The sequence below is a fragment of the Amycolatopsis sp. VS8301801F10 genome (assembly GCF_046195355.1).
In the GTDB taxonomy this organism is placed as follows: domain Bacteria; phylum Actinomycetota; class Actinomycetes; order Mycobacteriales; family Pseudonocardiaceae; genus Amycolatopsis.
This window is the reverse complement of record NZ_CP176065.1, coordinates 6,271,057-6,293,928: the sequence shown is the minus strand read 5'-3', so window position 1 is coordinate 6,293,928 and position 22,872 is coordinate 6,271,057. Positions and strand designations below refer to the sequence as shown.

The window sequence follows — 22,872 nt, the reverse complement described above, 5'->3', positions numbered from 1 at the left end:
GTTTCCTGTCGGTTGTGGTGTGGCGGGTGTTTCGGATCGGCCGGTGCGTTCAGGGCTCCTGCTGTCTGGCGGAGCCGGCGGCCGGGTTCCAGGTGTAGCCCGCCGTTCGTGTCCGGTGTCGGTTCGCACCGGCCCGGACAACAGTTCCGGACAACCACGCCACGCCCGGCCGGTCCGCCGGCGGCCGGGGCAGAGCCGCATACACGCTGGGCAGCTGCACGGCGACCGTGAATGCGATGCCCGGCGACAAAGGGTCCGCTCGCCGCGCCGACTGATCGTCGGGTTGCTCTGTTCGAGGTTGTCCGCCGGACGGCCGACGCGCGGCAGGGCACTGCTTTGGGACCCTCAGGAACGGGGAGGGAAGGCGATGCCGCGTGCGGAACAGCCGTTGCCGGCGGACGGCACGGTGCTGACCGAGTTCGCGCAGGCGCTGCGCCAGGTCCGGAAGGCGGCGGGAACGCCGACGTACCGGGCGTTGGCTCGGCGCGCGCACTACTCGTCCAGCACCCTGGCCGAGGCGGCCGGAGGGAAGATACTGCCGAGCCTCGAGGTGACCGTGGCGTTCGTGCAGGCCTGCGATGCAGACGCCGGGGAGTGGGAGCGGCGGTGGCACGCGACGGCGTCCCGGATCGCCGCCGACGCGCCGCCGCCCGCGGCCTGTCCCGAAGAATCCGAGGACGACGCTGCGGCCCCGTACCTCGGGCTGCGTGCCTACCAGCCCGGCGACGCGGCGCGGTTTCACGGGCGGGACGAACTGGTCGCGCAGGTCCGCGACGCGGTCACGGATCACCGGTTCGTGACGGTGGTGGGTGCTTCGGGCGCGGGGAAGTCGTCGTTGCTGCGCGCGGGCCTGATCGCGCAGGCCGATGAAGCCCGCCAGCCAGTCGTCGCCGTCACACCGGGGCGGCGCCCGGTGGAGGAGGTCGCGGTCGCGCTGGCCGCGGCGTCCGGTGGATCGGCGACGGCGTTGCGCCAGGACATCGTCGGCGATCCGGAGGGGTTGCACCGCGCCGCCAGGCAGTTGCTTGCAGCCCGCCAGGCCGAGGGCGATCTGCTGGTGGTGGTGGACCAGTTCGAGGAACTGTTCACGCTCTGCCATGACCCAGGGGAAAGAACAGGCTTCCTCGCCGCGCTGATCGCCGACGCGACCGCCGAGACCAGCCGCGCCCGCGTTGTGGTGGGGGTGCGGGCCGACTTCTACGCGCACTGCTGTGCGCATCCGGATCTCGCGCGCACGATGAACGGCAGCGCCCAGGTCGTGGTCGGGCCGATGACCTCCGATCAGCTGTGCACGGCCGTCACCGGGCCCGCAGCGGCGGCCGGGCTGAGCGTCGAGAGCGCACTGCTGGCCGAACTGCTCGCCGAGGCAGTCGGCGAGCCCGGTGCGCTGCCGCTGGTGTCGCACGCGCTGCTGCAGACCTGGCGCCGTCGGCGCGGTGTCGTGCTGCCCCTGGCCGGTTACCGGGAAGCGGGCGGAATCCGGCACGCTCTCGCCGAGACAGCCGAGACGGTCTACGAAAGCTTCGACGCGGCACAGCGGTCAGCGGCTCGTGAACTGTTCCTCCGCCTCACTGCTCCGGGCGAGGGCGCCGAAGACACCAAACGCCGCCTTCGGCGCGACGAAATCGACGATCCGGACCTGCCGGAGGTCCTGGCTTCGTTGGTCGCCGCCCGCCTGGTCGTGATGGACCGCGACACGGTCGAGATCGCTCACGAAACCCTGATCAGATCCTGGCCCCGGCTGCAGAGATGGCTCGACGAGGACCGGGAAGGCCTGCGTGTGCACCGGCGGCTGACCGAGGCAGCCCGCGCCTGGGAAGCGACCGGACGGAACCACGCGGTCTCTATCGCGGCGCGCAGCTGTCGGCGGCGCGCGAGTGGAGCATGCGGAGCGCGCCTCGCTTGAACTCGAGCGAGCAAGCATTCCTCGAGACCAGTGTCCGTGCGTCGGCGCGGCAGGCCCGCAGGCGCAAGCAGCTCGTCGTGCTCGGGGCTGTGCTGCTGGTCCTGACTCTCGCGTTCGGCGTTGTCGCGGCGGCGCAACGGCAGGACGCGGTGCAGCAGCACGACCTGGCGGTGTCGCGGGAGATGGCGGCCCGGACGGCCTCGTTGGCGGCCACGCAGCCGGAGCAGGCGATGCTCCTTGCTCTCGCGGCGTTCCGGCAAGCTCCCACGGTGGAGGCCCGCAGTGCGCTGCTGAGCATTCAGGCGTCGCCACTCCGCGGCAGGATCAGCGGCACCGCCCCTTTGTGGGGAGTGGCCATGAGCCCGGACGGGGGCGTCGTGGCAACGGCCAGCATCTCCCCACCGGCGGTGCGGCTGTGGGACCGGGCGACCCGGCGCGAGATCCGCACCCTTCCGACACCGGCGCCCGCGCTGTTCGGCCTTGCGTTCAGCCCCGACGGACACGTTCTCGCCGCGGCCCCCAGCAGTCGGCTGACCGACCCGATGACGGTCAGTCTCTGGGACGTCGCAACCGGTCGGCGAACCGACCTCCGGACAGGGCGCCGCGGGCTCCCGCTGGCGGTGGCTTTCAGTCCGGACGGCCGGCTGCTGGCCGTCGCCGGGTCCGGCGGCGCGGTGGATCTGTGGGACGTGCCCGGCGGACGGGTCGCCGAGACGGTGGTCGCCCATGGATCGGCCGTGTCCGGGGTCGCGTTCGGCCGGGACGGTGCCTTCCTCCTCACCACTGGTGAGGAGGAAGGCGTTGTCTGGAAGCACGACCTGCGCACCGGCCGCGAGTCAGCTCTGCTGACCGGGCTGCCGGGAGTGACCGCGATCGCCCTCAGCCCGGACGGCCGCACGCTCGCCACAAGCAGCGCCAACGAGAGCATCACCAGGCTCTGGGACCTCGCCACGCGACGTCAGCTGCTCGCCGTGGGCGGGCACACGGGCAACACACTGGCGGTCGCGTTCGCCCCGGACGGCCGCACCCTGGCTACCGGCAGCGACGATCACACCGTCGCTATCTGGGACGTCGGCGTCGCGATCGACTCCTCCTCCGGCAAGCCGGTCGTCGACAGCGACGGTTCCAGAGCGGCCGCGCCCCGGCCAGACGGCACCGTGCGGGTGTGGGAGGTCGGTACTGGCCGGGACCTCGCCACGATTCCGGCAGACCCGGCCGCGCCACCGAACCTGAGCTTCAGCGGCGACGGACGGCACCTGGCGATGTCGGGCACCGACGGGAACCTACGCCCGCACGACCTCGGCAACGGCCAGGCGGCCGACGGTCCGGACGCTGTCCATTACGGCCTGGCTCTCAGCTCCGACGGGACGAAAGCACTGTCCGCCGCCGCCGACGGTTCGGTGAAGCTCTGGGACACCGCGACCCGTTCGTCGACGGTGCTCGCCGCCGGAACCCGCCCCCAGGCCATGGCCTTCAGCCCGGACCGGAAACTGGCCGCGCTCGCCGGGGTCGACGCGGCCGTCAGCCTCTGGGACGTGGCCACCGGACGACGGACGGCCGTCCTCGGCGGACAACCCGGCTCGATCCTCACAGTGCGCTTCAGCCGCGACAGCAGCCTGCTCGCCACCGCCGGCAGCGATGGAGCCGTCCACCTCTGGAACGTCGCGTCCCGTCAGGAAATCAGTACGCTCCAGGCCCGTCCCGGGAGCGTGTTCGCACTCGCCTTCGACGCCACCGCAACCACCCTTGCCTCGGCCAGAGCGGACGGGAGCATCTCTCTGTGGGACCTTCCCGCCCGCCGCGAAACCGCCGTCGTGACCGGCCACCCCGGGCCGATCCGAGCGGTCGCCCTCTCCCCGGACGGCCACCGCCTGACCGCGGCAGGACAGGACGGCGTAGTACGCCAATGGGACACACGCGCCGAGGAAGCGGCGGGCACAATCTGCGCGACCATCGGCTCAGACCTGACCGCTGGACTCTGGCAGAGCGTGATTCCCGATGCGCCGTACCGTCCTCCCTGTGCATAAGAACCTGTCCCTGCCTGACCTGTACGACCGCGTGTCCGCCGCGTTCACGCCGCGCCGGAACAGTCCGGCGAGCACGGCCTCCGAGGCGAGTGCACGTCGGAGTTTCCCCGCAGAACGCCCGTTTCTGCGCGGACGGCACTAGTGAGGATCTTGGCGGAAATCGTCGGGTGCGCCGAGCGGTCTGGCCAGCAACGGGCCTCGGTGCTCATGACTGCGCGTCGCGAATGCAGCTCGCCGTGCGGCCGGAGATTTCGCACGGGCGACGCTGACCGAAGGGTTTCATCGGCGCCAGGTGTGTTGTCGCGAAGTACGCAGTGGTGATTGTCGTTGCCGTCGTGGCTTCCTGCTCTGTCGGCTGGACGCCCCGAGTGTCGTCGCTCCGGTGGAAACGATCGGCAGTGCCACTGCGCCAGCGTCTTTCAGAACGGCCGTGGAGCTGTTGGATTGCTCTTTCCTGCGGCAACTGTCCGGGTGCCGTGTCAGCAGTCGAGGAATCTGGTGGCGATCCAGTAGTCGACGGATCCCTCTTCACCCCACGGGTGCCCCGCGGACCACACTGGGCCCGGCGCGACGACCACGAAGCCCTGTCCCTTGTTGAGTCGCCGGACAACGGGGAATTGGATGCCGGGTCCGTTGCGGAGGTTGGCGTTGTTGCTGTTGACGAAGCACAGTTCGGAAAGCTTCGCCTGGTCGGCACTTGCCGCCGAGGGGGTTGGTGTCGCGGCGGTCGCGGCGGTCGCGGCGGGCGGGGCTGCGGCGGCGAAGCCGAGCCCGGTGACGGCTGCTGCGCCGGTGAGCCAGGCTGCTGCGCGCCGGCGGGATGTCTTGGACGGCATGAACATGGTCTTCTCCTGTTGTTTGTTGTGTCGTGCGTGATGTCGGACGGGCCGCGGTGCTGTCTGTCGTTCTCCGGGCCCTCGCGCGCGGAACGCGCGATGACCCGGCCCTGTCTCCGGGGCCGGCTCGCCCGAGCGGAATGCGCGCGGCCCCCGAAGCTTGACGTGACGATCAGGGGCCTACCGCAGTGACGACACCTGTCCGAACGTCGCGAGGTCGTGCGGCTCCAGCAGGATCGACCATCCCAGGACCTGTCCGGAGCGTGCGTCGACCGTGGCTGTCAACACGTTCCCTCTGGGAGCTTTGCTCCCGGGAGGAACCTTGGCGGCGTATCCGATGAAGTTTCCCGTCATTTGGATCAAGTAGACCGGGTCGTTGGATTTCGGCGCCGTTCCGTCGACGCGCTGGAGCGAGTTCCGGTCGGTTTTCACGTATGTTATATCTGCGGGACTGCTTTCATCGTTGGCGGCTGCCAGGCTCGTTGCCGTGTTCAGCAGGTCTGACGCGGAAGGAGGTGTATTGCTGCGGTCAGCGGTCATCTTTTCTTTCTTGTCTACGCAGGGTTTGCGGGTTGAAGCCGTGATGCCTTGCCCGTTCGTGTAGATGCTGAACAGATCGCGGCTTTGATTGTACGTGTCCGTTTGCGCTGGATGCCAGACGTTATCGGTGTCCTGGTATTGGAACCTGAGGGAGCTGCCGAAGACCCGTGCGCCCGGAGTCGTTACTTCCAGTCCGTTGTACGCCTGGCCGCCGTACGCACCGTTGCCCGCAGAGGTCCCGACGCGTTCTCCGTTCTGGTAGACCTCCCAGTCGGGGCTGTTGGGGACCCATTTGAAGGTCACGTTCTCGTGAACGAGTTCATGCGCGGGTTTGATGAAGAACTCACGGTAGGGGACTCCTGGGCGCTGATCGGCCCAGTACCAGAGGAAACCCTTCTCTTGCCCGGGGGAGCGCTGCAGCGTCCCGGCGGTCATCCCCGCTTCGACCCACGTGTCCGACTTCGGATCGTTCAGATTGGTGAGGATCCACGCCTCCCAGTTCGCGAAGTCGGTGTCTCGGTCGTCAACGTGAAGGCAGCCGACTCCGAGGTCGGAGCCAACCGCGTTCATCCACAGCGGCTCCTGCCTGGATCCGATGAACCCGACGGCGTAACAATGGTCGACCGTATTGCAAGCCGCTGACGGGCCCGCGGAAGTTGCCTGAGCTGATCCCGTGGCGAACAACGAGGAAAGGACAACTGAAATCCCCAGCGATGCTAGAATGCGCGTATTACTCGGCATTTATTCTCCTGTTATCGTGATGTATTACGGGCTGTCCAATTTCCTGTCTTCCTTCTTCCGTGCGGCAATCGAGGGATGGGGGCGTCGGCAAGCGGCGCTGGAGCGGCCCCTGGCAGGGCAGGTGCCGGAATCGACGGCCTGGTCCGCTCAGAGGCCGTGCGACCGCGAGTCGTGCCGATTTCGGATTCTGGAACTCGGGTCGGATCTGCTGGCTGCGGGGCGGCTGTGCGAAGGGTTGTGTCGCAGCCAGGAGCGTTGTCGCGGAGCGCGCGACGGCGGCTGCCGTTGTCGGTGAGGTTCCAGGGCGATCGGAGAGGTTGCTTCGGCTGTGGTCGCTCACACGGGGCCGAGTGCCATGGGCGCTGCGGCGGCGTGGTCCGGGAGCACCGCGCGGACCGCTCTGTTCCTGTGTCGTCCGGCATTCGTCCGCGTGCTGTGTTCAGCAGTTGAGGTACTGGCTGTCGATCCAGTAGAAGCTGGTGTAGTCCGGGCCCCACAGGTGGCCCGCCGACCAGTGTCCGCGGCGTTCGACGACGTCGAAGCCTTGGCCTTTGTTGACCCAGCCGGCGATGAGGTATTCGGTGCCCGGCCCGTAGCGGTAGTCGATGTTGTAGGCGTTGACGAAGCACACCTGGGCGGGCTTCGCCTGGCCGACTGCCGCGAGGACGGCTGGTGCGGCGGCGGAAGCGGCGGTCGGCACTGCGCCGAAACAGAATCCGGCGATGGCTGCTGTGCCGGTGATCCGTGCTGCGCGCCGGCGTGCGGTCTGGGACGGCATGACGATGGTCTCTCCGATCAGGTGTTGTTTCGAGCGGGATTTCGGATCGCCGCCGCGGCGCGGTGGAACGCGGGTTCTCCGGCGGAATCCGCAGGACGGTTCCAGATATAGCCGGTCGTTCATGTCCGGTGTCGCCGTGCGTCGCACCGGACAACAGTTCCGGACAACGACTCCCGGGCCTGGTCGGGCCGCGATCCCGTGGCATGAGCGCATAGACGCAGGAACGCCATGACGCGGCCGGGAGAGTGTTGCCCGAACGACAGGAAACTGCGTGCTGCGGGTTTGGTCCGTTCGGGGATGTCCGCCGGACAGCCGTTGCGCAGACGTCCGCAGTTTTGGGACCGTCGGTGACGGGGAGGGGACGCGATGCCGCGCGCGGAACAGCCGTTGCTCGACGATGGTTCGGTGCTGACCGAGTTCGCCCAGGCGCTGCGCCAGGTCCGGACTGCGGCGGGGAATCCGTCGTATCGGGCGTTGGCGGTGCGTGCGCATTATTCGTCGACGACGTTGGCCGACGCGGCGGGCGGAAAGAAGCTGCCGAGCCTCCCGGTCACGCAGGCGTTCGTGCGCGCCTGCGGCGCGGACACCGCTGAGTGGACGCGACGGTGGCAGGAGACCGCGGCCGCTCTCGCGGCGGAGGCATCACCGCAGGACGCGGCTGCCCGATGCCCGGACGATGACGACGCCGCGCCGTACCTCGGGCTGTGCGCCTATCAGCCGGGTGACGCCGCGCGTTTCCACGGGCGGGACGAGCTGGTCGCGCAGGTTCGTGCGGCGGTCGCGGATCACCGGTTCGTCACGGTGGTGGGTGCCTCGGGCGCGGGGAAGTCGTCGTTGCTGCGCGCGGGCCTGATCGCGCAGGCTGGCGAAGCCGGTCAGCCGGTCGTTGCCCTCACACCGGGTCGGTGTCCAGCGGAGGAGATCGCGGTCGCGTTGGCCGCGGTGTCCGGTGGATCGGCGACGACGTTGCGCCAGGACATCGTCAACGAGCCCGCCGGGCTGCATTACGCCGCCCGGCAACTGCTGGCGGGCTGTGAGGCCGAGATGGATCTGCTGGTGGTGGTCGACCAGTTCGAGGAACTGTTCACCGTGTGCCAGGACAGCGCCGAGCGCGCGGCGTTCCTGGCCGCGCTGATCACCGCCGCGACCGCCGAGACCAGCCGCGTCCGCATCGTGATGGGGCTGCGCGCGGACTTCTACGCGCACTGCTGCGCTCACTCCGAACTGGCGCGAGCGATGAACGGCACGCAGGTGGTGGGCGGGCCGATGACCTCCGACCAGTTGCGCGGCGGTCGCTGGCCCGGCGTCCGCCGCCGGGCTCAGCGTCGAGAGCGCCTTGTTGGCCGAGGTGACCGCCGACGCGCTGGGCGAGTCCGGGGCGCTGCCGCTGGTGTCGCACGCCCTGTTGCAGACGTGGCGGCGTCGCCGCGGCACTGCGCTGACCCTGAGCGGTTATCAGGCGGCGGGCGGGATCGCGCACGCATTGGCCCAGACCGCCGAGACGGTGTTCACCCGCCTCAGCTCCGCACACAGCAGCGCGCGGCGCGGGAGCTGTTCCTCCGGCTGACCGCGCTGGGCGAAGGGACCGAAGACACCAAACGCCGCCTGCATCGCAGTGAACTCGACCTGCCCGACAGCGATCTCGAGGCCGTGCTCGACGCACTCAGCATGGCGCGGCTGATTGTGCTCGACCGCGACACCGTCGAGATCGCCCGCGAAGCCCTTATCCGCGCCTGGCCCCGCCTGCGCGACTGGCTCGACGCGGACCGCGACGGACTGCGGCTGCATCGCCGCCTTACCGGCGACGCGAGCGACTGGGCCGACCTCGACCGCGACCCCGGCACCCTCTACCGGGGCCTGCGCCTGGCCGCCGCCTGCGACTGGGCACAGGACGCCGACGTCGGTCTCACAACGCGGGAGCGGGAGTTTCTCGACGCGAGCCGAGCAACCGAAGCACGCGAACACGCGCGCCGCCGCCGGTTTGGCCGTGCTGCTGGTCGCCGCGGTCGCCGTCGCGTTCGTCGCCCTGCGGCAGCGCGAACACGCCCTCGCACAGGAACGCATCGCCACGTCACGGCAACTCGCCACGGCTGGGCTTTCTGTTCTGTGACGGACGAGCAGACGACCGCCGAGGCGGTCACGTCCTATGTCACCGGCGGTCCCGAGCAACTGTTGGAGGCCATAACCAGAATCACCCTGTTCGAGACCGACGCACAGACCGAATTCGAAGCCGAGCCCGACGTCTACCGCTGGTTCTTCCATCGGCGCCTGAACGCGGTCGCCATCCGGCTTGTCCACGCGGTCGACTTGACGGCACCGCAGCACGCCGGAACTCTGATCTGGCACAGCCAACGACGACGCTCGCCAAGGCGGCGCTCAGGGCGTTCGACGCCCTCGTCGCGGACCTGGGCGAGGTCGGCTACGAAGCTCAGTGGGGCCGTTCCTTTCCCCGGCACGAACTCGAAGCACTTCGAGCGACCTGGCGCACAATCCGAGTCAGCGACGATTCGGCTGCGTCCTGAACAACCTCGCCGCCACGCCGCACCGCACGAGGTCGTCCGAAGACGGTAGTACGACGGCGTGCCAAGGGCTGGTTGCCGCAGCTGGGCAGCGTCGACGGGCAAGGAGTTCGTTGGCTGACGTAGCGGAGATCGCTCGGACTGTTGGAGCGCGGCTAGCGGTGTTCTTCTGGTGTTTTCCGTCCTGTGGCAGGAGTACACGATGATAGGAAGACCGGCGAAACGTGGATCGGGCATGATCCGGGACCGGGTGACGGTTTCGGCGATCTTCGTCATCCACGGCATGGTCCCTGGCACCCTCGCGACTCGTATACCGTTCATTCAGGAACGCGTGCACGCTGACATCGGCGGCCTGGGCATCGCGCTTCTCGCACCCTCCGCTGGTGCGCTTGTCGTGATGCCGTTCGCCGGTGCGCTCTACCGTCGAATGGGCGCGAGGTCCTTCACCGGACTCGCGATGGCGATGTGGGCAGCAGCGCTCGCGCTTCCGGCGCTGGCGACCAATCTGGTCGTGCTGTGCGGGTTGCTCGCCGTGTATGGTGTCGCGGCTGGGCTGTCAGACATCGCGATCAACGCGCAGGGCGCTGCGGTGGAGCAGGCCGTGGGTCGTCCCATCATGCCAGGACTTCATGGTCTGTGGTACGTCGGCGCGCTGCTTGCTTCCGGGGTCGGCGCATTGGCTGTCGGTCAGGACATTGACGGACGAGTCCATCTCGGTGGCATGGCCGTGGTTCTGCTGGCGGCGCTGGGGCCGATATGGCGGCGACTTCCGCTCCCCGTAACGGATCGGCTGCCTGACGAACCAGCTTCTCGTCGCTTGAGCTGGCCTACTCGCGCCATTCTGGGCATCGGGCTTCTTGGCTTCTGTGCGGTCTTCGCCGACGCGACCAGCACGAACCTGTCCGTCGTGTACATGGTGAAGGTTATGGGTGCCAACCCCGCGCTGGCGGCGGTGACTTTTACGATCTACAGCTGCGCACTCGCCGGCGCACGTATCTTGGGAAACGGTGTTGTCCGCAGAATGGGCGCCGTTAATGCGGTGCGTGCCGGGTCGGTCATCGCTACTATCGGCGGGGTTGTGCTCGTCGTGTCACGCACGCCTGTTCTGGGCATCGGCGGTTTCGTGCTGCTCGGTATCGGAATCGCGGTGACTTTGCCAGTCGTGTTCGCCACTGTCGGCGCACCGGGCCCGCACGCCGGAGCCGCCGTGGCGAGGGTCGCGACGTTGACCTACGGTGCGGGTCTTGCCGCGCCGGCTGCGATCGGCGGCCTCGCCCAGGTTACGTCGATGCCGTTGTCCTTCGTCTTGGTCGTGCTGGCTGTCGCCGCGGCGTTCTTTCTCGCGCCGCAGATGAACCGGTATCAGGAGATGACACGGAATCAGGAAGTTTTGGCCAAGGAGAGGCAGTCTGACGAAATGCCCGCAGAGCGCCCTGAGCCTTGATCGTCGTCGGCCGGTGGCGCGTTCGCGGACCAGCCTCCAGTCAACTCATTGCCGGAAGACCGAACTGTCCATGATTGTCGGTTGACGCGCACGTGTGCGTCCTTCTCATGCCGTGCCGGGGGCAGGAGCGACGGCGATCGTGCCGACTGACAGCGGGTTCATCCGCAGCCTGGCCACCCTTCGGAGGAGCTGTGTGAATACGGTGCGGAAACTGCTCGTACCGCGTTCAGGCGTTGCCTGAATCGTTGGTGTGCCGGTGGATGTGCACCCCGCCGTGGATGGTGGCGGCCTGGACGACGTGCCCGCCGGCGGTCCCGTCCACCCGGTTCGCAGTGGTCGTCGACGCCGCACCGGTGCTGCGCGGCCGCGAGGTCGGCTCACGGGCGGCCAGCACCTCGGTCGGCCAGGCCAGTTCCCGCCACGGCAGGAGCCCCTGGGAACCGACGGGCTCAATCCCGAATTCGCCGGCGGCCGCGACGAGCGCAGCGCCGAGATGCAGTTCCCGTTCGCAGTCGTCTATCTGCGTTTTCAACTGCCCGATCCGGCGCTGGAGCGCGGATATCTCGTCGGCGACCGCCGCCAGCCGCGTCACCACGTCGTGCGTGTCCGGGTAGCCGGCTGCGATTTTCGCAAGGGTGCGTTTCAATCGCTGAGGGACTTTTCCATGAATGCCGGCCGCGCCGAAGGCGCGGGCCAAGGCTTGCGCCGACGCCTGCTTCTCGGCGGTAAACTGCTTAGTGCCGGCGAGGTAGGACGCGACGCTGCGGCAGAGGGCGGCGTCATCTTCGGGCAGGCTTCCGGCGACGACGCTCAAGTCCTGTGCCAATCTGTCCAACTGCCGGTGCCAGTCCCAGCCGACCCTCTGGGCTTTTGTACGCAAGTCGCCGATCCGGCGCTGGTGGTCCTGTCGGGCTGCCTTTGCTTTCTCGAGTTCCGCATCCACCCTGTCGATCGTGGTGAGGACCGGCTCCAGCCCGATCCTGATCCGCTTCAGCAGCGGGTAGAGGGTGGGCGTGCCGTCGAGTGCGACGACGACCGCTTTCCGCTCCAGCAGGCAGACGAAGACCGCGCAGGGAAGTAGCGCCTCGGAGACGCCGAAGAACCTGCGCATCTCGCTGGCAGCGACGGTGAGAGCGTCGCGGTGGCCGGCCACCTCTCCGGGCAGGGTTGGGGCCAGGGCGATCTCGTTGCCTTGCCGCGTGTTCATAGCGACCTTTGAATACGCGTTGACCGCTGGCGTGTTCAGTCCTCTGCTGTCGCTCAGGCACTCCACCCCGCGGATGACAGGACTGTCCTCCCTGAGGTGGGGACTCTGGCTGTCGAGCCGGATGACGCTCGGAGCGGGTGTGATGACGGCCAGGTAGCGGCGCGTCACATCGTGCATGTCGGTCCATTCGGTGAAGAACCGCTCGTGCAGCGCGGGGCTGTCAGCCGGGCGCGCTAGAAGGAACACCAGGCCGGCGTAGCCGCCGTCGCTCAGACGCCGGAACCGGCGGCGGAGGAACTCGCTGACCGACATGTAGGACACGAATCCCATGCTGTCTCCCTGTCCGCTGGCTTGAGCGTGGTGTGCGTGCCGCTCCAGAGTGGCACACAGCGAGTGAGGCACAGCCTCGCGTCGCCCTGGCTTCCGGTCGCTTCACCGCCAAGCTCGCGTTGGTTGGTCGGCGATGGCTACCGGGCGGCGTGCATGCAGGTCGCCGTGCGACTGTACGTGTCCTATTCCGGGACCTCGACACCGTGGAGACGACTGACCTGGCCTGCTCTGTGGGATCGCTGCCCGGGCAACCGCACTCACTCCGGTGACGCGGGAGGCCATCCTCGAAGCTGGCTCTCTGCTCCTGAGGCATCGGTATTCCGCTGCGTGCGATTTCACCACGAGCTGCCGTAGACGTGAACGTCACTGACCCGCTACCTGGATTCCGGAGCACTGAGCCTGCGGACCATCCGCACGATTCTCGCGGAGCAGAACGGCCCTCTCCTTGTCGTGGGGACCATGTGGCTCGCAGAGTTCGACCGGTTCTGCCTCCCGCCTGCACAGGACCACCTGATGGATCCCCACGCCGACGCCGGGGCGATCCTCCGCCTCGCCACCCGGTTCGATCTTGCCCCTGCCTTCACGGAGTCCGAAATCCGGCGGGCTGGAGTGATCGGCGAACGGATCCTCGCGTCCGCGAGGCGATCGAACGCTCGGAGGACGCGGCGATTCCGTCGTGCCTGGCGTGCGCGCCGGAACTGATCCGCCGCTGGGAACAGCCGAGCGACCCGGGCGACGGCGTCCGGGGTGACCGTGCCGGTCAAGAGCAGCGCGCCCTCGTCGCTGCCCGGGCACCGGTTTTCGACGACGGCCTGGACGCGAATGAGGCGGCGGGCGCCGCCGGAAGCGACACTCGCGGTGACGGTCGGCCACGGCCCGGCCCAGTTCCGGAGCGCAACTATCGACGGACAGGACGATCTCTCCCGGGCGGCGGGTTCCCCGGGTGCGCGGCGGCGGATCTGCTCCCGCCGTGTTCTGTCGCGTGCGGACAGTCGGATCCGCCGGTCATTCGCCGGTCGTCTTTGCGCCGGGCTCGGAGGTCGGCGGGAGGTCGCGTGTCCCGGTGCCGGTCGGGCGCGTTCATCCCGCGACGACGGTCATCGCCGGGCGGCGCTCCAGCTCGGGCTCGGCCTCCGGGGCGGCGAGCGCTCGGCCGGGCCCGGGGAGGTGGACGGGGACCGCGGTCTCCGCCGCGACGCGTCTGCCGTCGCGGTGCACCACCGCGTCGCGGCGGGCGAGGAACCCGTGCCCGCCGGTGCCGACGCCGTGCCACTGGCCGGGTGTGCACCGGAACCGGACCTCGGCTCCGAGCCATGCGCCTGCCGCGACCAGGAGCGCGGACCGGTTCCTGGCGCGGCGGCTGAGCCGGTGCGCGATCGAGGGCGGGATCTCGCGGCACAGGTCGGGACCGAGGACGACGATGTCCACGCCGTCGAGCAGCGCACCGACGACGGCGGCCGGGTCCCGGCCCGGAGAGGGAACCAGGGCCAGGCGCTCGAGCGTCACTCCGAGCTCTTGGGCGGCCACGATGCCCAGCGACGGCATCCCCACCACGGCAGCCCAGGATCCTGCGGCGACCGGCGCCGCCAGCAAGCTCAGCAGCAGAGACGTCGAGCCGGCCACGGACACGGTGGTGCCGCGCCGGAGCCCGCCGAGCGCGGCCAACGGGGCCGCCACCGGCAGCGTGTTGCCGTCTGCCGCGGCCGATCCTCGTTCGCCGGCCAGGGCTGTCGCTTTAGTTGATCACCCGAAGAACATCTGCCTGCCCGAAGCGGCGTTGATGGAGCCGCTGAACAGTTACATCCATCGCGCATTCTCAGAAGACCAGCGCGACGCAACCGTGGACGCGATGCTGGGCGTCGCTGGCGACGTGAACGTCAACCCGCAACGCATGGCGGATGCTCAGCGGCGGCTGACTCAAGCAAAGACCCGATTGGCGAGGCTTACCCAGGCCATCGAGGCCGGTGCGGACCTGGAAGCCCTGATCGAACCGTTGAACCGCGCACGGGAGGAACGCGACGCGGCAGCAGAGGAACTGGAGAGAACTCCAGCCGGTTCAGAGCTGGTGAGAGCGGACGTCGAAGCGCTGGTCGACTCGCTGGCAGATGCCGGACGGCAGGTGATCAGTGCGAGCCCGGCCAGGCTGCAAGAGCTGTACGAGGAGATCGGCCTGGAACTGGTCTATAACGCAAAAGAGCGGATGGTCGCTGTGACCATCCGCCCACCCCGTAGGGTTAATACGTGTGTCCGAGGGGGGACTTGAACCCCCACGTCCGTTAAGGACACTAGCACCTCAAGCTAGCGCGTCTGCCATTCCGCCACTCGGACTTGCTGATGAAGAGAGTATACGACGGCGGGGCACGCCTTTTCAGGGGGGTGTGGAACCGCTCCGATGGACCGCATGAGATGATCATCTGTTCTTGACATTCGGCAGCGTGGCGGAATATTCGCAGGTCAGCGAGGTATCCAGGTCCGTACAGGGCATGGGCTCCCGCGACCGGGGCGGGCAAGCCGCCGATCTGCCAGGTCCGATCCAGCGGGACAGGGCTCCAGCTGAGGCGATAGGACCGGGAGCGGTGCAGGGGCTTGGCCGACGGCAGTCCCCAAAACCAACTGGCCAGGGGAGCGAGAACGCCGGGTCAGGAGCTGATCATCGTCACCACGCCGGACACCACGATCAACCCGACAATCGCCCGGTCGAACACTGTGCGCGGGACTCGGCCGATGAGGCGGCCGCCCAGGATGTTGCCTGCCAGGGCGGTCAGGACGAGGAGCGGGAGCTGCGGGCCCAAATCCGCGGTATGGAACTGGCCCGCGGTGAGCAGGAGCAGCAGGGACAGGCAGTTGGTCACCACGAAGTAGCCGGCCAGGTCGCCGACGAAGGTTCGGGGCGGGACTTTTGCCGAGGCGAGCAGGACGGCTGGGGGTGCGCCGTTCAAGGACGTCGTGGTGGAGAGGTAGCCGCCCAGGAGGCCGGCGATTGTTTGTTTCGCCGTGGTGGCTGGGTGTGGTTCGCGGGTGGGGCGCAGGAGCAGGCGCAGGCCGGAGAGTACGACGACGGTGCCTGCCAGGATGCGGAGCGCGTGGGGCGGGAGCAGGTGCAGGGTGAGGGCTCCCGCGGCGGCGCCGGGGAGGCTTGCGGCGCCCAGGACGGCTACTCGCCGCCAGTCGATGTGGTGTCGTTCGCGGTGGAGCACGGCGAGTCTCGTGATCATGGTGGCGATCAGGTTGATGACCACCACTTGCGGCAGCGGGAAGCCGATGAGCAGCAGCAGGGGAGTGCCGACCAGCGAAGCGCCGAATCCGGTCAGGCCGCCGATGAAGCCGGCGAAGGCTACGGCCAGTGCGCCTAGGATCATGCGGTCGCCAGGCCGGTGTGGGGCTTGCGGGGGCCCGGGCGGATCACGCGGCTGCCTGGCGGGTGCGGGGGAGTGGGGCGAGGGGCGATTCTTGGTGGGTGTGGCGGCTTCCTGGCCGGTGAAGGGCCCGCGGGGAACGAGCCCGGGCGGATGACGCGGTCGCCTGGCAGAGCAGGGGCTGGCGTGCCGGATGCGGGCGACGGCGTCTGGCATGTCACGCGACCACCGCTTGTCCCACCAGCGCCAGGGACAACACAGCGAGAATCCCCAGCACGATCCGGCGGACGTCGCCGCGGGCGTGGTGGTACAGCCAGGTTCCGGCGGCTACTCCGGCGAGCGCGACGGGGAGGAAGAGGGCGGTTTGCCAGAGGACCTCACCGGTGAGCAGGCCGCCGGCGGCCGCGGTCGCGACTGTCATCGAGTCGGCGGCCAGGAAGAAGACCACGAGGCTCGCCCGGCTCATGGCCATGGGCAGCGGGGAAGCCAGGTACATCAGGACAACTGGCGGGCCGCCCATGCCGCAGGCGCCGTTCAGGGCTCCGAAGGCGGTGCCCATGCCCGCGCAGGCGGCGCGGCCGGGCAGGCGGTGGGTTCGGCGGCTGAAAGCCAGCGCCAGCGCGGAGAGCCCGACTACCAGTCCGACGGTCAGCCTGGTCGCGCGTTCCGGCAGGGCCGCCAGGAACCAGATTCCGGTCGGCAGTCCGAGGAGCGCGCCGGTGAGCAGCCAGCGCACTGACGGGCGGTGGGCGTCCGGCCAGGACTTCGGCAGCAGGGTCACGCTGGAGGCTACTTCCAGCAGGAGCGTGCTCGGGATGACGGCGGGCGGCGGGAGCACCAGGCACAGGCAGCTCACCCACACCAAGGACGCGCCGAAGCCCGAGTAGCCGCGGATCAGGCCTCCGGCCAGCAGGGCGGCGACGGCGAAGGCCATCGCCGCGGGAGATAGGTGCCAGAAGGTCATCGGCGGGCTGGGGACGAGCGCGGCATCGGACCTCCACGGCGCGGGCGGGTCGCTCCACCTTGCGGCATGGCTGGTCGTGGCGGTAGGTCCAGAAACGCGGCATCGCAGGGCGCCAGACGGGCGGGCGGGGAAACCGGCGCGGCCCAGCCGGGCAGAGCGCCCGGCTGGACCGAAAAGGCCGAGTCGTCAGGGGGAGGCGACCCCGGCTTCACCTCGCGAAGCGTCCCTCTGCGCGGCCGCCTCGGGTCCGGGGCGGCGCTTCCGGAACTGGTACGCGATCAGGATCAGCGTCAGAGTCACCGCGCTGAGCCAGAACTGCGAACGGGTCGTCGGGAGGAACGCCATGGCCAGGATGACCGCGGCCATCAACGCGATGGTGGCGTAGCTGAGCCAAGGGAACAGCCACATCTTCAGGCCCAGCGCGCCGGGATCGGTGTTCTGCAGGCGCTTCCGCAGGCGGACCTGGGCCAGTGCGATGGCGAGGTACACGAACAGCGCGACCGCGCCGTAGGAGTTCACCAGGAACTGGAAGATCAGGTTCGGCGAGGTGTAGGCGGCGATGACGGAGACGTAGCCGATGACGGTCCCGGCGATGATGGCTCGGCGGGGGACGCCGCTGCGGGACAGTTTCGTGAACATCTTCGGGGCGTCGCCGTTGCGGGTCAGGGCGAAGAGCATCCGCGACGACGTGTACAGCGCCGAGTTCAGGCAGGAGAGCACGGCGGTCAGGACGATCGCGTTCATGATCGTCGAGACGGCGGGGATGCCGAGCACGTCCAGGACCGCGGCGTACGGGCTGACGGCGGTGTCCGGCGAATTCCAGGCCTTCACCGCGACCACGACGAAGACCGAGCCGACGTAGAACAGCACGACGCGGAACACGATCGAGCGCATGGCCTTGGCGATCGCGCGCCGGGGCTCGGCGGATTCGGCGGCGGCGATGGTGACGATCTCGGCGCCGGTGTAGAAGCCGACGCAGGGGACGACCGCGGCCAGCACCGCGCCGATGCCCATCGGGGCGAAACCGCCGTGCGAGACCAGGTTGCCGACGCCGCCGTGCGAGCCCGGCCAGACGCCGAACAGGTACAGGGCTCCGACCACCAGGAACACCAGGATCGCGATGACCTTGATGGACGAGAACCAGTACTCGAACTCCCCGTACGACCGCGCGGAGACCAGGTTCGTGGCGGTCAGCAGCAGGAGCAGCCCGAGGCTGAGCACCCACAGCGGCACGTTCGGCAGCCACAGCTGCAGGATCCGGCCGCCGGCGACCGCCTCGACGGCCACCACGATCACGAAGAAATACCAGTACATCCAGCCGACGGTGAAGCCGGCCCGGTTGCCCATCGCCTCCCTGGCGTAGACGTAGAACGAGCCGAGCGCGGGCCGCGCGACGGTCATTTCGGCCAGCATCCGCATGATGAGCACGGTGATCAGCCCGGCGATCAGGAACGAGACCACCGCCGCGGGCCCGGCCGACTGGATGACCACGCCGCTTCCGACGAACAGGCCGGCGCCGATCACGCCGCCCAGTGCGATCAGATTCATGTGGCGTTGCTTGAGGCCCGGTTTGAGGCCGCTCTCGGCGGCTGTTTCCGGTGCAGAACCCACGTCTCCTCCTTCCGGCGGCGCCGGGGGACCTCGATGTCCCCGCGCCGGCCGCCGCCGCGATGTCGCTGAGAGCTGCTGTGTGGTTCCCGTCACCGTAAGAAGGAACAGGCCCCGCCGCGAGAGCCAGATGCTAGCCATGCTCCGGTACCAGAACCGCCTGATCCCGGACAGCAGGACGGGCGCCGGGCACCCTCGGAACAATGAGGTACCCAGCGCCCGTCCCGGCCATCCGTCAGGGCTGGATCGCCTTCTCCACGTCGGTGAGCATGCCGTCGACGCCGTGCAGGAGCTCGTCCAGCACGTCCGTGCCGGCCACCAGCGGCGGCGAAATCATCAGCATGGTCGCGCCCCGGTCGTCGCCGCGGAGGATGACCCCGGTGCGGCGGAACGACTCCGGCAGGACCTCCCGCAGGACCGTCAGCGACTCCTGGTCGGTCAGCTCGCGGCCGCCGTCGCGGTCGGCCATCAGCTCGATCGCGTAGAAGAACCCGGTGCCGCGGACGTCCTTGACGCACCGGTGCGCGTCCTTCAGCGACTCGAGCGCCGCGTGGAGCTTCGGGCCCTCGGAGAGGACGTGCTCGGGCACCTTCTCGTCGCGCATCGCGCTGATGTTGGCTACCGCGATGGCCGTCGAGACCGGGTGGCCGCCCCAGGTCGCGCCGTGGGTGAAGACGCCGCCCTTCGGGGAGTCGTACAGCTCGGTGACCAGCTGCTCCCGCACGATCACGCCGCCGAGCGGGGCGTAGCCCGAGGTGGAGCCCTTGGCGAAGGTGATCAGGTCGGGGACCACGCCGGTCAGGCCGTGGCCGAAGAAGTGGCCGAGGCGGCCGAACGAGCAGATGACCTCGTCCGAAACGAGCAGGATGCCGTACTTGTCGCACAGCGCCCGCAGCGCCGGCCAGTAGCCGTCCGGCGGGACCAGCGCGCCCCGGCCGTTCTGGACCGGCTCGGCGAAGACCGCGGCGACCGTCTCCGGGCCTTCCTCGAGGATGACCGCCTCGATCGCGCGGACGCAGTCCAGCTGGTCGGCCGGGCCGCAGTCGCCGGTGAAGCCGAGGGTGTTCGGCACGTGCCGGACGCCCGGCAGCAGCGGGCCGAACGGCTCCTTGATCTTGGGCAGGCCGGTCACCGACAGCGCGCCCATGGTCGTGCCGTGGTAGGCCATTTCGCGGCTGATGATCTTCGTCCGCTCCGGGGCGCCCTGGCTGCGGTGGTACTGCCGGACGAACTTCAGCGCGGTCTCGACCGCCTCGGAGCCGGAGTTCACGAAGAACGTGGTGCCGAGGTCGCCGGGGGCGAGGTCGGCGATGATCCGGGCGGCCTCGATCGACGGCGGGTGCGCCGAGCCCCAGTTGCTGGCGTAGGCGAGGGTGCCGACCTGCTCGGCCGCGGCCTTGGCGATGTCCGCGCGGCCGTGGCCCATGTTGACGCAGAACAGCCCGGCGAGGCCGTCGAGGTGGCGGCGGCCCTCGGTGTCGATGAGATAGCTGCCCTCGCCGCGGACGAACACCGGGAAGTCGCTCTGCCAGGTGTCCTTGCGCGTGAAGTGCGGCCCGAGGTGTCGGCGGGCAGTGGCCCGCAGCTCCGTGACGTTCACCTGGCGACCTCCTGTGTGTGCGAGAACGGGAATGTGTCGACGATCGCAATCTTTCTGGCACTGGCCCAGAGCCAGAAAGCGGCCGGTCGCCGGTGCCAGATTCCGCGCGGGGCACGAAAAAGCCCGGCCGGGCGCAAAGGGCTCGGCCGGGCAGGGGGTCGTGAGTGTTCATCACGGTTCTAACCGTGATGAACACTCACGAGGCGATTACACGTAGTCCTGGTACTTCTCCAGGAACCGCACCGGCTTCGACAGCGCGTCGCGGCGGAACGGGTCGCCCAGCTCGCGGGTGCACATGATCTCGATGACCGTCGTGCGGCCCTCGTTCATCTGCGCGTCCACGGCCTTCTTCAGCGCCGGGCCGACGTCCTCGAGCTGGTCCACGACGATGCCGTCCGCGCCCATCGCCCGCGCGATCCCGGCGAAGCTCTCGCTTTCCAGTTCGCCGGCGACGAACCGGCGGTCGTAGAAGTCGACCTGGTTCTTCTTTTCCGCGCCCCACTGGCGGTTGTGGAACACGACCGCGGTCACCGGGATGTCATGCCGCACCGCGGTCATGACCTCGCCCATGCTCATGCCCCACGCGCCGTCGCCGGCGTACGCGATCGCCGGCCGGTCCATCGCCGCGGCCTTGGCTCCGATGATCGTCGGCAGCGCGTACCCGCAGTTGCCGAAGGACATCGGCGCGAAGAACGACCGCGGCTCCTCGAAACGCAGGTAGCTGTGCGCCACGGAGTTGATGTTGCCGATGTCGGTGGAGACCATCACCCGCGGCGGCATCGCCTTCTCCAGTTCGCGCAGGACCTGGCGCGGGTGCAGCCAGTTGCCCTCCTCCTGCTCCTGCTCGGCGATCATGTCGAGCGAGTACGGGTCCTTCTCGTGGGTCCACTCGGTGAGTTCTTGTTCCCACGCGTCCTTTTCGGCCTTGGTGCGCGCGGCGCGTTCGCCGCGGGTGGCGTCGCAGGCGAGGGTGCGGTCGGCGAGGCGTTCGGTCAGCGCCGCCGCGGCGGCCTTGGCGTCGCCGCAGATGCCGACGGTGATCTTCTTGACCAGGCCGAGCATCTTGTGGTCCGCGTCGATCTGGATGATCTTCGCGTTCTTGGGCCAGTAGTCCATGCCGTGCTGCGGCAGGGTGCCGAACGGGCCGAGCCGGGTGCCGAGCGCGATCACCACGTCCGCCTGCGAGATCAGCTTCATCGCGGCCTTGGAGCCCTGGTAGCCGAGCGGGCCGCACCACTGCGGGTGGCTGGCCGGGAAGCTGTCGTTGTGCTGGTAGCTGTTCACCACCGGCGCGCCGAGGCGTTCGGCGAGGGCCTTGCATTCCTCGACGCCGTCGGACATGACCACGCCGCCGCCGGAGATGATGACCGGGAACTCGGCGGTGGCCAGCAGTTCGGCGGCCTGGGCGAGGCTCTTTTCGCCGCCGGGGCCGCGGTCCAGCCGCTGCGGCTCGGGGATCTCGGTCTCGATCTCGCCGTAGAAGAAGTCGCGCGGGATGTTCAGCTGCGTCGGGCCGATCTCCGACAGCGCCCGGTCGAAGGCCCGCGCGGTGTACTCGGCCATCCGCTTCGGGTTGTTGACGTGCGCCTGGTACTTCGTGAACTCCTGGAACATCGGCAGCTGGTTGGCCTCCTGGAAGCCGCCCAGCCCGGTGCCCATCGTGCCCGCCTCGGGCGTGATCATCACGACCGGGCTGTGCGCCCAGAACGCCGCGGCGATCGCGGTGACGCAGTTGCTGATGCCCGGGCCGTTCTGCCCGATGACCACGCCGTGGCGGCCGCTGACCCGGGCGTAGCCGTCGGCCATGTGCGCGGCGCCCTGCTCGTGCACGACCGGGACGAGGCGGATGCCGGCCGGCGCGAAGATGTCCATCGCGTCCATGAACGCCGAGCCCATGATGCCGAAGATGTCGGTGACGCCGTTGGCCACCAGCGTCTCGACGAAGGCCTCCGACGGGGTCATCTTCGCCGTCCCGCTGACGACGGTGCGGCCGTCGCCCGTCTTCCTCTCCGCCATGGTGAACTCCTTCGACGCTGAAAGTCTTGGTTTTCGGTACGTGGTGTTCGTAAAACCTGAACGCGATGGACGATAGGACGCCGCGGACGGGAGGTCAACCGGCAGTTGATGGAAAACGAGACAGGATGTGCTAGTTTTCGGAACGTGAGTGAGTTGCGGAAGAGCGGCGCCGTGGAACTCGTGCGCGAGCCGGACGGCGCGGGCCTCGACGGAGACACCCCGACCATGCGGCTGTTCTCGCTGCTCGAGCTGATCGCGGCGAAGGACCAGCTGGTGACGCTGCAGAGCCTGGTCGAGGAGACCGGCCTGCCGAAGCCGACGCTGCACCGGATGCTGCAGCAGCTGGAGGGCGCGGGGCTGCTCGTGCGCCAGGCCGACGGGCGGCATTACGGCACCGGCGACCGGCTGCGCCGGCTCGCGGAGAACCTGCTGCTCAACGCCACCCACCACGGCGCGCGCCGCGCGGTGCTCACCCATCTGGTCGACGAGCTGGGGGAGAGCTGCAACATCACCGCGCTGTCCGGCAGCGAGATCGTCTACCTCGACCGCGTCGAAACGCCCGAGCCGCTGCGGTTCTACCTGCGGCCGGGTTCGCGCGTGCCGATCCACTGCTCGGCCAGCGGCAAGATCATCCTCTCGCAGATGAGCCCGGCGCAGCGGCGCAAGCTGCTCGCGCACGCCCCGCTCAAGCGGTACACGCCGAAGACGGTCACCGATCTCGACGCGCTCGAGGAGGAGTTCGCCCGCATCCGGCGCGACGGGTTCGCCCTCGACGACGAGGAATTCCTGCCCGGGCTCGTGTGCGTGGCGGTGCTGGTGCCCAGCCGCGGCGGGCGGTCGAACCTGGCGGTGGCGGTGCAGGCACCGGTCATGCGGCTCACCGCCGACAAGGCTTTGCAGGCGCTGCCCGCGTTGCAGCGGGCCGCCGAAGCGATCATGCGGGTCGAGGCCGAGGGCGCGGCCGACGACGCCGACAGCATCCCGTCCTGACGGAGGTCCC

General features: G+C 69.1%; 16 protein-coding genes, 1 tRNA gene and 1 pseudogene. 7 read left to right on the top strand and 11 right to left on the bottom strand.

The features are described from left to right. Window positions 1-367 precede the first annotated feature (367 nt). Both F9C11_RS29715 and F9C11_RS29710 read left to right on the top strand, forming a co-directional pair. A complete protein-coding gene (locus F9C11_RS29715; protein ID WP_409180653.1) occupies window positions 368-1,906 on the top strand; it encodes a helix-turn-helix domain-containing protein in 1,539 nt (512 codons plus the stop codon). After that, entirely contained in the window at window positions 1,903-3,933 is a 2,031-nt protein-coding gene (locus F9C11_RS29710; RefSeq protein WP_409180652.1) for a hypothetical protein, read from the top strand. The genes F9C11_RS29715 and F9C11_RS29710 overlap by 4 nt, the downstream gene beginning before the upstream one ends. Before the next feature lie 479 nt (window positions 3,934-4,412). On the opposite strand, the gene F9C11_RS29705 is transcribed toward F9C11_RS29710, so the two are convergent. The 3 genes from F9C11_RS29705 to F9C11_RS29695 form a co-directional block, all read right to left on the bottom strand. Further along, on the bottom strand, window positions 4,413-4,775 hold the full coding sequence (locus tag F9C11_RS29705) for a hypothetical protein (protein WP_409180651.1): 363 nt from the start codon (window positions 4,773-4,775) through the stop codon (window positions 4,413-4,415). Between the two features lie 174 nt (window positions 4,776-4,949). After that, on the bottom strand, window positions 4,950-5,879 hold the full coding sequence (locus F9C11_RS29700) for a hypothetical protein (RefSeq protein WP_409180650.1): 930 nt from the start codon (window positions 5,877-5,879) through the stop codon (window positions 4,950-4,952). 610 nt (window positions 5,880-6,489) lie between these two features. After that, window positions 6,490-6,828: a hypothetical protein gene (locus F9C11_RS29695; RefSeq protein WP_409180649.1), complete on the bottom strand. Its 339-nt coding sequence runs from the start codon at window positions 6,826-6,828 to the stop codon at window positions 6,490-6,492. Between the two features lie 366 nt (window positions 6,829-7,194). On the opposite strand from F9C11_RS29695, the pseudogene F9C11_RS29690 reads away from it, so the two are divergent. The 3 genes and pseudogenes from F9C11_RS29690 (at window position 7,195) to F9C11_RS29680 (ending at window position 10,791) form a co-directional block, all read left to right on the top strand. After that, window positions 7,195-8,395, top strand: a pseudogene (locus F9C11_RS29690) (helix-turn-helix domain-containing protein). Continuing rightward, window positions 8,311-9,399 (top strand): hypothetical protein, encoded by a 1,089-nt coding sequence (locus F9C11_RS29685; RefSeq protein ID WP_409187001.1) that lies wholly within the window; start codon window positions 8,311-8,313, stop codon window positions 9,397-9,399. Before F9C11_RS29690 ends, F9C11_RS29685 begins: the two are co-directional and overlap by 85 nt. 183 nt (window positions 9,400-9,582) lie before the next feature. Continuing rightward, window positions 9,583-10,791, top strand: coding sequence for an MFS transporter (locus F9C11_RS29680; RefSeq protein WP_409180648.1), 1,209 nt, complete (start codon window positions 9,583-9,585; stop codon window positions 10,789-10,791). Window positions 10,792-11,017: 226 nt separating this feature from the next. Here F9C11_RS29680 and F9C11_RS29675 read toward each other — a convergent pair whose 3' ends face one another. Both F9C11_RS29675 and F9C11_RS29670 read right to left on the bottom strand, forming a co-directional pair. Further along, window positions 11,018-12,328 (bottom strand): hypothetical protein, encoded by a 1,311-nt coding sequence (locus F9C11_RS29675; RefSeq protein WP_409180647.1) that lies wholly within the window; start codon window positions 12,326-12,328, stop codon window positions 11,018-11,020. Window positions 12,329-13,408: 1,080 nt separating this feature from the next. Continuing rightward, window positions 13,409-13,834 carry a hypothetical protein gene (locus F9C11_RS29670; protein ID WP_409180646.1) on the bottom strand — a complete coding sequence of 142 codons (426 nt, stop codon included), beginning with the start codon at window positions 13,832-13,834 and terminating at the stop codon, window positions 13,409-13,411. Between the two features lie 22 nt (window positions 13,835-13,856). Here F9C11_RS29670 and F9C11_RS29665 point away from each other — a divergent pair, with 22 nt between their 5' ends. Then, window positions 13,857-14,591: a hypothetical protein gene (locus F9C11_RS29665; protein ID WP_409180645.1), complete on the top strand. Its 735-nt coding sequence runs from the start codon at window positions 13,857-13,859 to the stop codon at window positions 14,589-14,591. Here F9C11_RS29665 and F9C11_RS29660 read toward each other — a convergent pair. From F9C11_RS29660 to xsc, 6 genes are all read right to left on the bottom strand, one after another. Beyond that, a tRNA-Leu gene (locus tag F9C11_RS29660) sits at window positions 14,573-14,656 on the bottom strand. The two genes, F9C11_RS29665 and F9C11_RS29660, sit on opposite strands and share 19 nt — an antisense overlap. Before the next feature lie 311 nt (window positions 14,657-14,967). Continuing rightward, on the bottom strand, window positions 14,968-15,687 hold the full coding sequence (locus F9C11_RS29655; RefSeq protein WP_409180644.1) for a sulfite exporter TauE/SafE family protein: 720 nt from the start codon (window positions 15,685-15,687) through the stop codon (window positions 14,968-14,970). A 214-nt stretch (window positions 15,688-15,901) separates the two neighbouring features. Continuing rightward, a complete protein-coding gene (locus F9C11_RS29650; RefSeq protein WP_409180643.1) occupies window positions 15,902-16,648 on the bottom strand; it encodes a sulfite exporter TauE/SafE family protein in 747 nt (248 codons plus the stop codon). 186 nt (window positions 16,649-16,834) lie between these two features. Beyond that, entirely contained in the window at window positions 16,835-18,196 is a 1,362-nt protein-coding gene (locus tag F9C11_RS29645) for an amino acid permease (protein WP_409187000.1), read from the bottom strand. Between the two features lie 295 nt (window positions 18,197-18,491). Beyond that, entirely contained in the window at window positions 18,492-19,856 is a 1,365-nt protein-coding gene (locus F9C11_RS29640; RefSeq protein WP_409180642.1) for an aspartate aminotransferase family protein, read from the bottom strand. A gap of 207 nt (window positions 19,857-20,063) precedes the next feature. After that, on the bottom strand, window positions 20,064-21,872 hold the full coding sequence (gene xsc / locus F9C11_RS29635) for a sulfoacetaldehyde acetyltransferase (RefSeq protein WP_409180641.1): 1,809 nt from the start codon (window positions 21,870-21,872) through the stop codon (window positions 20,064-20,066). A gap of 144 nt (window positions 21,873-22,016) precedes the next feature. Between xsc and F9C11_RS29630 the strand changes: the two genes are divergently transcribed. Beyond that, window positions 22,017-22,862 carry an IclR family transcriptional regulator gene (locus F9C11_RS29630; protein WP_409180640.1) on the top strand — a complete coding sequence of 282 codons (846 nt, stop codon included), beginning with the start codon at window positions 22,017-22,019 and terminating at the stop codon, window positions 22,860-22,862. Window positions 22,863-22,872: the final 10 nt, after the last annotated feature.